Annotated in this window: 14 protein-coding genes; all 14 read left to right on the forward strand. The window is 35.0% G+C overall.

The features are described 5' to 3' along the window. Positions 1–356 precede the first annotated feature (356 nt). The 14 genes from RSC39_RS10970 (at position 357) to RSC39_RS11035 (ending at position 13,725) form a co-directional block, all read left to right on the forward strand. A complete protein-coding gene (locus RSC39_RS10970; protein ID WP_332537166.1) occupies positions 357–1,607 on the forward strand; it encodes a glycosyltransferase 61 family protein in 1,251 nt (416 codons plus the stop codon). A 36-nt stretch (positions 1,608–1,643) separates the two neighbouring features. Further along, complete coding sequence (gene glf / locus RSC39_RS10975) at positions 1,644–2,774, forward strand: UDP-galactopyranose mutase (RefSeq protein WP_332537168.1); 1,131 nt, start codon at positions 1,644–1,646, stop codon at positions 2,772–2,774. Further along, positions 2,767–4,053 (forward strand): SGNH/GDSL hydrolase family protein, encoded by a 1,287-nt coding sequence (locus tag RSC39_RS10980; RefSeq protein ID WP_332537170.1) that lies wholly within the window; start codon positions 2,767–2,769, stop codon positions 4,051–4,053. The genes glf and RSC39_RS10980 overlap by 8 nt, the downstream gene beginning before the upstream one ends. 17 nt (positions 4,054–4,070) lie before the next feature. Further along, complete coding sequence (locus RSC39_RS10985; protein ID WP_332537172.1) at positions 4,071–5,060, forward strand: glycoside hydrolase family 43 protein; 990 nt, start codon at positions 4,071–4,073, stop codon at positions 5,058–5,060. 107 nt (positions 5,061–5,167) lie between these two features. Next, complete coding sequence (locus RSC39_RS10990; RefSeq protein WP_063281331.1) at positions 5,168–6,346, forward strand: DUF6270 domain-containing protein; 1,179 nt, start codon at positions 5,168–5,170, stop codon at positions 6,344–6,346. Between the two features lie 38 nt (positions 6,347–6,384). Beyond that, a complete protein-coding gene (gene tagD / locus RSC39_RS10995; RefSeq protein WP_063281330.1) occupies positions 6,385–6,840 on the forward strand; it encodes a glycerol-3-phosphate cytidylyltransferase in 456 nt (151 codons plus the stop codon). Further along, positions 6,837–7,268, forward strand: a complete 432-nt coding sequence (locus RSC39_RS11000; RefSeq protein ID WP_063281329.1) for a hypothetical protein — start codon at positions 6,837–6,839, stop codon at positions 7,266–7,268. The genes tagD and RSC39_RS11000 overlap by 4 nt, the downstream gene beginning before the upstream one ends. 22 nt (positions 7,269–7,290) lie before the next feature. After that, a complete protein-coding gene (locus tag RSC39_RS11005; RefSeq protein WP_332537177.1) occupies positions 7,291–8,478 on the forward strand; it encodes a CDP-glycerol glycerophosphotransferase family protein in 1,188 nt (395 codons plus the stop codon). After that, the gene (locus tag RSC39_RS11010; RefSeq protein ID WP_332537179.1) at positions 8,468–9,583 is read left to right on the forward strand and encodes a CDP-glycerol glycerophosphotransferase family protein; all 1,116 of its coding nucleotides are present in this window, start codon (positions 8,468–8,470) and stop codon (positions 9,581–9,583) included. Before RSC39_RS11005 ends, RSC39_RS11010 begins: the two co-directional genes overlap by 11 nt. A 10-nt stretch (positions 9,584–9,593) precedes the next feature. After that, a complete protein-coding gene (locus RSC39_RS11015) occupies positions 9,594–10,514 on the forward strand; it encodes an LCP family protein (RefSeq protein WP_332537181.1) in 921 nt (306 codons plus the stop codon). A 186-nt stretch (positions 10,515–10,700) separates the two neighbouring features. Then, positions 10,701–11,936 (forward strand): phosphopentomutase, encoded by a 1,236-nt coding sequence (locus RSC39_RS11020; protein WP_332537183.1) that lies wholly within the window; start codon positions 10,701–10,703, stop codon positions 11,934–11,936. A gap of 57 nt (positions 11,937–11,993) precedes the next feature. After that, positions 11,994–12,263 (forward strand): zinc ribbon domain-containing protein, encoded by a 270-nt coding sequence (locus tag RSC39_RS11025; RefSeq protein ID WP_332537185.1) that lies wholly within the window; start codon positions 11,994–11,996, stop codon positions 12,261–12,263. A 70-nt stretch (positions 12,264–12,333) separates the two neighbouring features. Beyond that, positions 12,334–13,038, forward strand: a complete 705-nt coding sequence (gene deoD, locus RSC39_RS11030; protein WP_332537187.1) for a purine-nucleoside phosphorylase — start codon at positions 12,334–12,336, stop codon at positions 13,036–13,038. Positions 13,039–13,431: 393 nt separating this feature from the next. Continuing rightward, a complete protein-coding gene (locus RSC39_RS11035) occupies positions 13,432–13,725 on the forward strand; it encodes a WXG100 family type VII secretion target (protein ID WP_278227567.1) in 294 nt (97 codons plus the stop codon). Positions 13,726–13,731: the final 6 nt, after the last annotated feature.

A 13,731-nucleotide genomic window follows, 5' to 3' on the forward strand; every position in this document is an offset into this window, starting at 1 on the left:
TCTAATGCTTAGTGGTTTAAGATTAGGATAGCACGACTTATTTATTTTCCAATGAAATTAACTAGCAATTCGGGTTTATCATTCTATAAAAGAGGAAGATGAGGAAAATCCAGAATATTTTTCATATGAAAAGGATGGCTTTGGTGAGATTTGTGTCACCATAGAATCGGTTATTAATAAAGTTCAAAATTATATTGATAATGATTGCTTAATGGAAGAAAAATATATGAAAAGGGTTGACAATTTCTTTAAATATACAGATAAAAATAATTCTGAACGAGTATATAAGGAAATCTTAAAACTTCCAATACCAAAGAAGGATAAAATTTTCTAAAGTTGAAAATCAAGGAGATAAGATGAGTTATGAATTAACAAGTTGTAAGGTTTTTGCTGATAATTATGAAAGTTGGGTGGGAAGAAGTACTTATGATTGGTTTATCCAAGATGAAACAAAAGTTCAAGTTCTATCAAATGGTATAATTTTACCGGTGAGGTCAGATTCTAATTATTCTGCTTGGTCAGGTGGGGTAATGGATAATTTAGGAAATTTTATTGCAGGCCACATTAGGACTAGACGGAAGTCTGATGAAACAGGTCAAGTGGATAAGGGTTACAATTTATCAGATAAACCAAAAGTCATAGAAGAAAAAGTCGTTTACTGCGGCGTGGCTCATCCACATTTTGGACATTTTCTTACAGAGTCGCTTGGAAGATTGTGGTGGTTTTTAGAAAATCCTGATTCTAGTACCAAATATGCTTTTATCGCTCCAAATAATGAAATTAAATATCTTGATTTTTTATTTATGTTAGGTTTGAAAAAAGAACAAATCATTTTAATTAAGGAGCCAACGTGTTTTAGTGAAGTTATCATTCCAGAACAGTCAACGATTGCTTATGATGGCTTCAAAGATAAAGCGATGAAAATTTATGATGCAATCCGTGATAGTGTTGAACCTAAAAAGTTTGACAAAGTCTATTTAACAAGGACGGCGCTACCTAAGAATTTTTCTGATGGAATCACGGTAAATGAGGATTACTTTGAAGTTTTTTATCGTTCTCAGGGCTATGAAATCATTTCTCCAGAAAAGTACTCAATTAGAGAGCAAGTGGCAATCATGGCGGGAGCAAAAGAAGTTGCTTGTGTTTATGGTACTGCCGGACATCTTGTTTTATTTAGGCATGATCAAGTGAAAATAACGGTACTAAATCGTTTCTCAGAAGGTTTTGCTATTCAATTCTGGATGAATCAGGCAAGGCGAGCAAATTCTGTTTGGGTTGATGTCTCTATGAATTTTCTTCCACATACACATTTTCTTTCATGCTATCTGTTACTTCCTACATTACAATGGGAAGAATATTTGAAAAATGATGGGGTTCAACTTCCTTGGGATAGTTCACTTAATTTGAAAGAGTCGATCTTCGAATATATCGAGGAATGGACAAGGTTAGTTGCATTATTTGCAAAAAAACATCCCAAATTTTTAGAAACAAGATATAGTTCATTTACTTTTTCAAATTTTGTAGAAGTATTTTCTAAACTCATAAGAGAGCCGATAAATAGTGAAACTAAAAAATCATTAGAAAATATATTTAAGAAAAATAAATGAATGAATTAGATATAGATAAGTCTGGAGAATTTAAAAGTGCAATTTAATACAAAAAATTATGATTATCTTATCGTTGGGAGCGGTCCTTATGGTGCAATCTTCGCTTACGAAGCTGCTAAGCGTGGCAAACGTTCGCTCATTATTGAAAAACGCACGCACATTGGTGGGAATATGTACACTCATAAAGAGCAGGGCATTAACGTCCATGATTACGGCGCACATATCTTCCATACTGACAATAAAGAAGTTTGGGACTATGTCAATCAATTTACCGAGTTTAATGGTTATATCAATCAAGTCGTTGCCAATTACAAAGGAGAACTCTATAATCTGCCTTTCAACATGAATACTTTTTACCAGATGTGGGGGGTGAAAACACCGTCAGAAGCTGCGTCAAAAATTGCCGAGCAAAAAGCAGCCGTTGGAATTTCAGGCGCACCGAAAAATCTGGAAGAACAAGCGATTTCACTGATTGGGACGGACATTTACAGCAAACTCATCAAAGGCTACACAGAGAAACAATGGGGACGTAAGGCAACAGAACTCCCTGCTTTCATCATTCGTCGCCTGCCTGTGCGTTATACTTTTGATAATAATTATTTCAATCATCGTTATCAAGGCGTCCCAGTTGATGGTTATACCGCGATTTTTGACAAATTGCTTGCGTCAGATTTGATAGATGTCAAAGTCAATACCGACTTTTTGACGGATAAAGAAACTTATCTGTCAGAATTTCCTAAAACTATCTATACAGGCATGATTGACGCCTTCTTTGACTACAAACATGGCGAATTGGAATATCGTTCTGTCCGTTTTGAAAGTGAAGTGCATGAGGCTGACAATGTTCAAGGCAATGCGGTCATTAACTATACTGACGCTGAAACGCCTTATACACGCGTCATGGAATGGCGCCATTTTGACAATCATGCAGATACTGGGAAATCAATTATTAGTAAGGAATTTCCACAAGATTGGGATAGGACAAAAGAAGCCTACTATCCAGTAAATGATGAAAAGAACTCTGAGCTTTTCAAGAAATATCGCAAAGAAGCAACTGAACTTAAAAATGTTATCTTTGGTGGTCGGCTTGGAAATTATCAATATTATGATATGGACCAAGTATTTGGTGCAGCATTAAAGACTGTGGAGAAAGAGTTCAATGAGTAATAAAGCAAGAAGAAGAAAAAAGCGACAACCAAGAATTTTAAAAATTGGGCTTAGTTTGATTCTTATCCTCATCGTGGCGCTCATTGGTTTGCTAGGTTACGAAAAAATTCGTTCGACAGCACCTTCTGGCAAAGTCACTTCGCTCAATGCATCAAAACATGACAAGGTTAGTTCTTGGGTTTCTACTTGGGCCGCTTCGCCTGTTGATATGGGGAATCATAACTACACAGGAACAATCCGCAATCTATTGATGACTGATGTGAGTGGTACAGCCTTACGTATTAACTTTACAAATACTTTTGGTAATGCTGGTTTGAAGATAGAAGATGCTTATATCGGGATTGCGGATGCAAAAGGAAATATCATTGGGAAAAATGTACCGATTACTTTTCAAGGAAAGTCGGACACAACGATTGCCCAAGGAAAAGAATTGCTCAGTGATACGATTAAACTAACTGTGCCAGCCAGAACAAGGTTAGCAGTGACTTTCTATACACCAAAGGCAATCGAGCAAACCGGACATTGGTTGGCAAATGAAACGTCTTATATTACGCTAGGAACAAATCAATCGGCGAATACAAGTACGCAAGGTTGGCATAAAACATTAAATTGGTGGTTTATTGACAGTCTTGATGTGCAAGCTTCTGATGCGGGAGCGACAAAGACTATTGTTGCACTAGGGGATTCCCTGACAGATGGCTTTCACTCTACGAATGAGGGAAGATATACGGATACTCTAATGAATAGACTGAATTCTCAAAAAGGGAACGAATTCAGTCTCGTCAATGAGGGGATTACGGGAAATCAGGTATTAAAAGATTTGCCAATGGATGCGGCAAAAAATACATATTTTGGAATGTCTGCTTTATCACGTTTTGATAGAGATGTTCTCAATCGACCTGCGCTCAAGGATATTATCCTTTTAGAGGGGATTAATGATATCAATACTGGGGCTTCTGCCGATAAGATTATTGAAGGATATAAGAAAATAATCAATCAGGCACATACATCGGGTGTACGGATTATTGCCGGAACACTTACTCCTTTTAAAGGGTATCCGACTTGGTCAGCGAAGAAAGAAAAAGTTCGCCAGAAAGTAAATCATTGGATTTTGACGAGTGGTGCTTTTGATGGGACGGTTGATTTTGCCAAAGTATTAGTGGCTTCTGGTAATTCGGAAGAATTTAATCCGATTTATGACAGTGGCGATCACCTGCATCCTAATAATGCGGGCTATAAGGTGATGGGGAATGCAGTTAATCTGAGTTTGTTTAAGTGATTATGATTTCAAATAAAATGAAAGCTTTCAAAGTTATCTTACGTATTGTTGTGCTTCTGGGAGTGTTGTTTTTGGTCGGTTTCTTTTTTCCGCATAGGCAGAAAGAACAAATTAATCTTGCGACAGATAGTTTCCCAGACCCAACAGGGATTTATGAGAAAGGAACTTACTATGCTTATGCGACATCGACAGACGGTTTGAATATCCCTCTTGCGAGGTCAAAGTCAGGGAAAAATTATCAGATCGTTGGAGATGCTTTGCCAAAGTTACCAGACTGGGCACAAGGGAGTATTTGGGCACCCCATATCAGTCAAGTAGGCAAACGTTATTTACTTTACTTTTCGGCTATTGATAAAAAGTCGAAAAAACGCTCTATTGGGGTCGCATGGGCAAATAAGGCGCAAGGGCCATTTAAAGCGGAAGAAAAGCGCGTGGCGACAGATAATTCTGCGGGTGGACTGATTGATCCAGATACTTTTCAGGCTAACGATGGGCAGGACTATCTTCTCTATAAAAATGATGGAAATGCGATTGGTAAAACGAGTTCTTTGTGGCTTCAAAAACTAAGTCAAAATGGTTTGGCGGTTACAGGGAAATCAGAAAGACTTTTGACAAATACAGAGGTTGCAAATCCGAATGATAATGGGAAGGCAGGAATCGTATCAACGATTGAAGGGCCATATTTGACCAAAGCACCTGATGGAACATATGTTTTGCTATTTTCAGCGGGTTCGTATGTCACTGCTGATTATTTTACAGGATATGCAATAAGTAAAAAGTTGTCAGGACCTTATCAATATCAGGGGGCTTTGCTCACAACGGCATCATTGAAAAATCAAATTGTTGGACCTGGGGGTGCTGAGCTTGTACAAGGAAAGAATCGTGTAGGAACGTTGCTTTTGCATGGTTGGATTAAAGGGGTTAATAGGGAGGAAAGTAGTCGTAAGCTCTATGAATTCCCCTTTCTCTGGGAGTCTGGACATGTCCCCAAAGTGGCAAATCAATAGAAAAAATGGAAAATGATGAAATAGGAGTGATTTTTATAATTAGAAAAGCGGCAAGAATGATAAAGCAAGGTAGCTACGATTTAGTTGAAAAAGAAGGAAATTGAGAGATGAAAAAGCGAGTTGCTATTATTGGCTCGGGCTTATCATTAGAACTTTTTGATAAGAATGGACCAAAAAATCAAGGAGATTTTGAAATTGTACTTTATCGAAGAAATATGTCTTTTATTTCTCTGATGTCAAAGGCAGTTGAGTATGATTTTAACCAGTTAAGCAAAGAATTGAACGTTGATGACGCTCAACTAATACTGGATGAGTTAGATAAAGACACTTTGAGTGCTTTGGTTGTGGCGCAACCCGATATTTTAATGTTAGATTTTTGCGGAGATGCTTTTTGTGGGGGAGTTGAAACGCAAGAAGGAAGCTTCTTAACAAGAAATTTCAAGGACATGGAAAGGGCTTATGCTTTTTCTGATACTAAAATTAGCAGAATATTGAGTGCAAATCAATCGGTTCAAGACTATCTGGACTATTCCAATATTTGGTGTCAAGCCTTCAATAATTTTATTGATTTTGTTCAGCGTTTTTTGCCGGTGACACTTATTTTAGTTAATACAATAGATTTTTCAGAAGAAACGAAAAGAAAAAATAATATCAGTCAAGTATGGATTAGATTTAATGAGTATGCTCAAAAAAAAGGCATTCCAGTCATTAATGATAGTCTCTTAGAACTGTATCAGCATGCCTTTAATAACTTTAAAATTAATCAGTTGGAGCATTTTTCTCAACAAAAAAATAATGATCAAAAAGCAAAGAAAATTTCAGAGGCTTCTCTTAGTTATAATTTAATCAGAAATGCTGATTTCAGTGAAGAGAAAAAATACTGGCAGGATGATTCTGGTGAATATTTTGTCAAAAATGGAATTTTAGAGATTAATCGGACGACGATGGAGAGTTTTACAATTTTGCATAGTTCGCCAATTCAGATTTCAAATGATGTAAATACAGTGCATAAATTTGAGTTGTCAATGGAAGTTTGGGTTGAAAATCTCTTTGCTCTTCACCTAAACGATGCATTTTTCTACGTTTGGACTTATGATGACAAAGTGACTAGGGAAATTAAAGAGACCAAAATTTATTCTTCCAAACTTGAAAATCTAAGTTCTGGTAAATGGAAGCATATTAATATTGAGCTAAAATGCAAAGGAAAATATTTGGAATTAGGTCCACATATGGTTGGAGCAGGACATTTCCGTTATCGGAATTTATCACTATCATTGAAGGGTTAATTATCAAAGATAAAGATTAAATAAAAAGAGAGCTAAACATGGATAAAGAAAAAATAGTCTTAGTTGCGGGAACTTTTGATATTTTACACGAGAGTCATGTGAATATGTTACGAAATGCTAAAAATTTGGGCAGTAAGTTGATTGTTATGCTTTCAACAGACGAATTTAATGCAGGAAAAGGGAAAACTGCTTTCCAAGATTATGATACAAGAAAGTATGTTTTGGAATCTATTCGTTATGTGGATTTAGTTGTTCCAGAGCAATCTTGGAATGATAAGAGCCTTTATATTGATATGTTTGATGTAGATATTTTTGCAATGGGAGATGATTGGAAAGGGAAATTTGATTTTCTTAAAGAAGAGTTTCCTAATCTAAAAATTATGTATTTTCCGCGTGGCAAAGTTTCTTCATCAAATATAAAAAAAGAAATTGGGAAACTTTACTCAAATAATGATGAAGACTTAGCAAAAGAAAAAGAGACGAAGATTTTATGAATGATTTAAAGCTTATTTTTTCTAAATTATCATTTTTAGGAAATCCAGCAAAACTAATCAAACTTGTGTGGCAATTTGAAAGTTTGACGAAAAAGCAGCATTCTATTTATCCTAACTCATTAGAGACTGAAGAACTTTATGTGAAAATTGGTGAGGGGATTTCTCTGTTACAAAAGAAGAAATTTATCAAAGTCGAGTTTCTGCCTGATGAAGCAAACTTAATCATTATTTCTCAAAAAGCTTTCGAGCAATCATTGAAAATAGTGGGAAAACCAGTAGATGGAGATATCAATCAACTTCTCAAAGGATTACGTAAGGAAAAAAGTCTCGTAAAGTCTCAAGAAATTATTGATGCAATATCGGAATCATTTCTGACGAATGTACCAATGAAAAAACTGATTAACATTGTTCGTAAACAGATATTTTAAAGTCGTATGGAAAGGAGAAAAAATGTTAAGTTTATTAGTTAAAACAAGGTTAATGGTCTTAAGAACGATTCTTTCTCTTTTTCTTAGGATTTTAGGAAAATTTGTAAGAATGGATGACCGATTAATTCTTTTTGTTTCTTTTAATGGTAAATCTTATTCAGATAATCCACGTTATCTTTTTGAATACATGAGAGAGAGTGAAGAATTTGCTGATTATCGTTTTGTTTGGGCTTTTAAAAAGCAAGAGTCGATTTTGGGGGCGAGAGTTGTTAAATTAAATTCTTTGACCTACTATTATTTACTGACCAAAGCGAAGTACTGGGTTTTTAACGCGAAGATGCCAACTTATTATCAAAAAAAGAAAGGTCAGTTTTACTTACAAACTTGGCATGGAACGCCTTTGAAACGTTTAGGTCATGATCTTTTTGATAATGGAAATACTTATTATCGGAGTCGTTTATCTTATGAGCAGATGCTCAAAAGTTATGACCAAGATAGCTGTCAGTGGGATTATTTGATTTCACCGAATACTTTTTCTAGTCAAGTTTTTGTCAGTGCTTTTGAAATAGAGAAAGAAAAACTGTTAGAGGTTGGCTATCCTCGAGTGGACTATTTGGTAAATAGTTCAACAGATAAGCCAGTGGACTTAAAAACTCGTTATGGTCTGCCAACTGACAAAAAAATTATTTTGTATGCTCCAACTTGGCGAGATAATTCTTTTGATATTAAGGGTTATAAGTTTGATTTGGCTGTTGATTTTTATAAATGGAAGGAGCGATTGGATGATAAAACTATCATTTTATTCAAACCTCATTATTTGATAGCGAATGCTTATCAAGTACCAGAAGAATTGCGTGATTTTGTCTTTGTCATGTCAGCAAGTTCAGATATTAATGATGCTTATTTACTGAGTGATATTTTAATTACTGATTATTCAAGTGTATTTTTTGATTATGCGGTGTTAAAGCGCCCAATATACTTTTATATGTATGATTTTGAACAATATGAGCAGGACTTAAGGGGCTTTTATTTGAATGTCCCTGAGGATTTACCTAATGACATCATCAAAACAGAAGAAGAATTATTAATGAAAATTAATGACGGAAATTTTGATTTTGAACGATTGAAGGATTTTAATCAAAAATTTAACTTATGGAATGATGGGGAAGCTTGTTCTAAAGTTGTTAAGAGGATTTTTAATGAAAACTAAATCAATTATTTTGACAATAATTCTTGGAATTTTTTATCCTTTTGCCTTCATTATGAGGGTGAAGAAGAATCGGATTACTTTTATTTCTTTGGAGCATGATAATTTGTCAAAAGATTTTAAGTTAATTTATGACCGTTTGAAGCAAAAAGATAAATATGAACTGCGGACGGTTTTGTTCAAATTTGAATCTTCTCTTTGGGGAAACATAAAATATGGCTATGCTTGTATTCGTCAGTTGTTTTTAATTGAGAGTTCACGTTTAGTCATTATTGATTATAATAATTTTGTTGTTTCCAAGTTTCCACATCGTAAGAATGTTAAAGTCTTGCAGTTATGGCATGCGACAGGCGCTTTGAAAAAATTTGGAAATGATGTGGAACGAGATTATATCGTTAATCATTATGATTATACAATCGCTAACTCTGATTTTTTAAAACCAATTTTTGCGCGTGCATTTAATGTGACAGAGGCTCAAGTCTTTGTGACTGGAATTCCAAATAATGATAAGATTTTTGACCCAAAATTTGTTGACCGGACTTCTCAGAGATTACTAGAAAAATATCCTCTTTTAAAGGGAAAGAAGATTATTACTTATGCGCCAACATTTAGAGGACGAATTAGTACGCATTTTAAAGAAGCACTAATTGATTTAGAGAAGGTTCATCAGGCAGTTGGAAATGATTATCTTATTATTTACAAAAGTCACCCGCTTATTCAGCATTCAAATTATGAAAAAAATGAACATGTTTTGTATATTCAAGATGAATTGATTTCTTCACTTTTTTGTGTGACAGATATTTTGGTGACAGATTATTCGGCGATTGCAATTGATTGGATGGTCTTTAATAAACCAATTATTGCTTATAGTCCTGATTTAATGACCTATTCACATAAGCCTGGATTTACGATTGATTATGAAAATGAATTTCCAGGTCAAGTTACTAAAAATGAAGAGGAGTTAATTAAAGCAATCGCGGCTGTTAATGGTGAAACAGAGAATGATGATTTGAAACGGCAACGATTTACTGACAAAATGTATAAATTTAGAGATGGAAAATCAACGGATCGAGTCTTAGATTTGATTGAATCAATTATGGCAGGCTAAGGAGAATAAAATGAGTAAATCCAGAATTGAAGAAAATGACAGTCACTTAAAACGTGGAGGTAAAAAAAAGAAAAGAGCTACTTTAAAAATAATTTTGGCTGTGCTTTTGTTTTTGGTCCTTGTTATAGGCGCTGTTGGTGGAAAAGTTTATTTTGATTTGAAAACAGCTGTAACGAAGGCTTATGTGAATCCGCCAACACAAATGACTTCTGTTTCCTTAAAAAAGAAGGAGGCGTTTACGACGGCCATTCTTGGAATAAGTAAAATTGATGGGAAAGACGTCTTAGTTTCGGCAGATATGGCAGCGACGAATCCTCGTCTGCAACAAACGACGGTTATCAATCTTTCGACAAGTGCTCTGCTGTCAGACAATCAAAGCTTGCTGACTCTTTATAATTCTGGGGGAGAAGCAGCGGTTATTAAAGAGATGGAAAATCTTTTTCAAGTCAAGACCAATAAATTTGTAAGAATTGATTTAGACCAAATGGGAGAATTAGTTCAGGCGATGGGTGGTGTATCTATTCAGAATGCTAATGAATTTACTGCCCAAGGTTTCAAGTTTCCTCAAGGAACCGTTGCCTTAAACAATACCAAGGAAGTGGCAGCTTATTTCACTCGTTTAAATACCGGAGATACAAAAAAAGCTTTTGCCCGTCAGCAAGAAGTTGTAATGGCAGTTCTCAGCAAACTCAAAAGCCCTCTGCTTTTAATCAGACATTATGGTCAAATTTTGACAGCCTTTCCTAAGGTTTTTAAAACTAGTTTTAATTTTGGGAATGTTAAGGCTTTAGTTTTAAATTACCGTGGAGCATTAAGTATTAAAAAAATTAATATCCACAGTAGCAAAGTAGCAGGTCAGTCAGAAGTCACTGCGATTTCACAAGCAAATCTTGATTTGGCTAAGGAACAATTTCAAGAAAGTTTAAAATAAAAAGATAAAAATCATTGGTCAAACATCCAATGGTTTTTTTATGACATCTATTTATTAAAAAAAGCAATTTTTGGCAAAAAGAATGTCTTTTTCTTAACAGCTTTGACTGCCCTTTTTTGGATAGTTTATGTATAATAGAATTAGTTAGTTTTGCTATTGATATAGCATCAGAAATGGAGAGATATAATGCCTAAAAAATTTGGTCGTATTCATCTTGTTGTAATGGACTCTGTCGGAATTGGTGCTGCACCAGATGCTGACAAATTCTTTAATCATGACGTTGAAACGCATGAAGCAATTAATGATGTTAAATCAGACACGATTGGTCATATTTCAGAAATTCGTGGACTTGATGTGCCTAACCTTCAAAAATTAGGTTGGGGAAATATCCCGCGTGAAAGTCCACTCAAAACGATTCCTGCTGCACAAAAACCAGCAGCTTATGTCACAAAACTTGAAGAAATTTCAAAAGGTAAAGATACAATGACTGGGCACTGGGAAATTATGGGCTTGAATATTCAAACGCCATTCCCAACTTATCCAGAAGGATATCCAGAAGATTTACTTGAAAAAATTGAAGAATTTTCTGGTCGTAAAATCATTCGTGAAGCAAATAAACCTTATTCTGGGACAGCGGTCATTGAAGATTTCGGCCCTCGTCAAATGGAAACTGGAGAGTTGATTATTTATACTTCAGCTGACCCTGTTTTACAAATTGCTGCACATGAAGAGGTTATTTCTCGTGAAGAACTTTATAAAATTTGTGAATATGTTCGTTCAATTACCCTGGAAGGTTCTGGTATCATGATTGGCCGAATTATTGCTCGTCCTTATGTTGGAGAAGCCGGAAACTTTGAACGGACTGATGGACGTCGTGACTATGCGCTCTCACCATTTGCTGAAACTGTATTAGAAAAACTTTACAAGGCAGGGATTGATACTTACTCAGTCGGAAAAATTTCAGATATTTTCAACACAGTAGGTGTTAAATATGATATGGGTCATAACCATAATGACATGAATGGGGTTGACCGTCTACTTAAAGCAATGACGAAAACTGAATTTACTGAAGGGTTTTCTTTCACAAACTTAGTTGACTTCGATGCTAAATATGGACACCGTCGCGATGTTGAAGGTTACGGGAAAGCAATTGAAGACTTTGATGGTCGCTTGCCAGAAATTATTGATGCAATGAAAGAAGATGATTTGTTGATGATTACTGCTGACCACGGGAATGACCCTTCATACGTAGGAACTGACCATACTCGTGAATATATTCCACTCGTAATTTTCTCTAAATCATTTAAAGAACCTAAAGTTTTACCTGTGGGACATTTTGCTGACATTTCAGCAACTATTGCTGAAAACTTCTCTGTTAAGAAGGCTCAAACGGGTGAATCATTCTTGGATGCATTAGTTTAAAATAAAGTGCTTCTGTCAGTCAATTTTACTGACAGAATTAGAAAGAAAAATCTATTTATGACTAAAAAAGCATTTTGCCAATTTTGCGGAATGCCAATTGCTGATGATTCTTATAAGGGAACTGAAGCAAACGGCGAATTTTCAGCAGACTACTGTATCTATTGCTATATGCAAGGACGTTTTGTTAAACCAGAACTTACTTTTGATGAAATGTTTGAAATTGGGCGAAAAGGTTTGGATAATAATCCAATGCCTAAAATGCAAAAATGGCTTTTCAAAAAACTTTATCCAATGCAACTCAAAGGTTTGAAACGCTGGAAAAATTAAGTTCTTAACTTACTGACGAAAATTCTGTCAGTAAATTTGATAATTATATTAAAAGAAAAGGAAATTAAAAATGCCAACACCACATATCGAAGCTCAAAAAGGCGAAATCGCAGATAAAATTCTCTTACCAGGAGATCCACTTCGCGCAAAATTTATCGCAGAAAACTTCCTTGAAGATGCTGTGCAATTTAACCAAGTTCGCGGAATGCTTGGCTTTACTGGAACTTACAAAAGCCACCGTGTTTCTGTCATGGGAACAGGAATGGGAATTCCTTCAATCTCAATCTATGCTAATGAATTGATTACAGAATATGGTGTGAAAAGATTGATTCGTGTTGGAACTGCAGGCTCTGTCAATGAAGATGTTCATATTCGTGACCTTGTCATTGGTCAGGCAGCGGCAACAACCTCAGCCATTGTCCGCCATGATTTTCCTGATTTTGATTTCCCGCAAATTGCTGATTTTGATTTGCTTGATAAGGCTTATCATATTGCAAAAGACCTCGGAATTACAACTCACGTGGGGAATATTCTTAGTTCTGATTTGTTCTACGGTGGACCAGATGCAGTTAAAGTTGGAAAACTTGGTGTGAAGGCTGTCGAAATGGAAGCAGCCGGTCTTTATTATCTTGGGGCAAAACATAAAGTTCAAACTTTGGGAATTATGACAATTTCTGACCATATTTTGACAGGAGAATCAACAACGTCTGAAGAGCGTCAATTGACTTTCACAGACATGATAAAAGTTGGTTTGGAAACTTTGATTGCTGAATAATTAGTTAAGACTTATCTAATGATAGGTCTTTTTTGTGTCTTTTTGTATTGTTTGTAATACTTAAGAAGTGAAAATATAACTAAAACGATTGTTAATTTAATCTTTTTATATCTTTAAAAGGACATATATGTATTTATTATAATAAAAAAATAGTCTGAAATTTTTAAAAAAGCCAGTACATAAGCATTTTAAGTTGTTTTATCGAGTAAATCACATTTTTTATCATAAATTAAAAAAACATTACAGAAAAATACAGTAAGTTATTGGCAAAATGTAGTAAAGTTGGTAAAATGTAAGCGTAACGAGTAGAATACTTGCAACAAATTCTGTTTTTTTTTGAATACCAATCATATTATTTGCGAGTAAACTATAGAAAGTTTATAAGGAGAACGTATCATGGCACAAATTTCAGTAACACCAGAGGAACTCAAAAGTCAAGCTCAAGTCTACATTCAATCTAAAGAAGAAATTGACCAAGCGATTCAAAAAGTAAATTCAATGAATAATACTATTGCTGAAGAATGGAAAGGTCAAGCCTTCCAAGCCTACCTTGAGCAATATAACCAACTTCATCAAAGCGTTGTTCAGTTTGAAAATCTTCTTGAAAGCATTAACCAACAATTGAACAAATATGCAGATACCGTTGCTGAACGTGATGCACAAGATGCACAAAGCTTTGGGTTCTAAGAATCA

It is taken from the genome of Lactococcus sp., from assembly GCF_036648155.1.
GTDB lineage: Bacteria > Bacillota > Bacilli > Lactobacillales > Streptococcaceae > Lactococcus > Lactococcus cremoris.

Excerpts from the sequence above, each read along its gene's own strand:
- RSC39_RS10970 (WP_332537166.1), top strand. The coding sequence starts at position 357 with ATGAGTTATGAATTAACAAGTTGTAAGGTTTTTGCTGATAATTATGAA.
- RSC39_RS10980 (WP_332537170.1), top strand. The coding sequence starts at position 2,767 with ATGAGTAATAAAGCAAGAAGAAGAAAAAAGCGACAACCAAGAATTTTA.
- RSC39_RS10985 (WP_332537172.1), top strand. The coding sequence starts at position 4,071 with ATGAAAGCTTTCAAAGTTATCTTACGTATTGTTGTGCTTCTGGGAGTG.
- RSC39_RS10990 (WP_063281331.1), top strand. The coding sequence starts at position 5,168 with ATGAAAAAGCGAGTTGCTATTATTGGCTCGGGCTTATCATTAGAACTT.
- tagD (WP_063281330.1), top strand. The coding sequence starts at position 6,385 with ATGGATAAAGAAAAAATAGTCTTAGTTGCGGGAACTTTTGATATTTTA.
- RSC39_RS11000 (WP_063281329.1), top strand. The coding sequence starts at position 6,837 with ATGAATGATTTAAAGCTTATTTTTTCTAAATTATCATTTTTAGGAAAT.
- RSC39_RS11005 (WP_332537177.1), top strand. The coding sequence starts at position 7,291 with ATGTTAAGTTTATTAGTTAAAACAAGGTTAATGGTCTTAAGAACGATT.
- RSC39_RS11010 (WP_332537179.1), top strand. The coding sequence starts at position 8,468 with ATGAAAACTAAATCAATTATTTTGACAATAATTCTTGGAATTTTTTAT.
- RSC39_RS11015 (WP_332537181.1), top strand. The coding sequence starts at position 9,594 with ATGAGTAAATCCAGAATTGAAGAAAATGACAGTCACTTAAAACGTGGA.
- RSC39_RS11020 (WP_332537183.1), top strand. The coding sequence starts at position 10,701 with ATGCCTAAAAAATTTGGTCGTATTCATCTTGTTGTAATGGACTCTGTC.
- RSC39_RS11025 (WP_332537185.1), top strand. The coding sequence starts at position 11,994 with ATGACTAAAAAAGCATTTTGCCAATTTTGCGGAATGCCAATTGCTGAT.
- deoD (WP_332537187.1), top strand. The coding sequence starts at position 12,334 with ATGCCAACACCACATATCGAAGCTCAAAAAGGCGAAATCGCAGATAAA.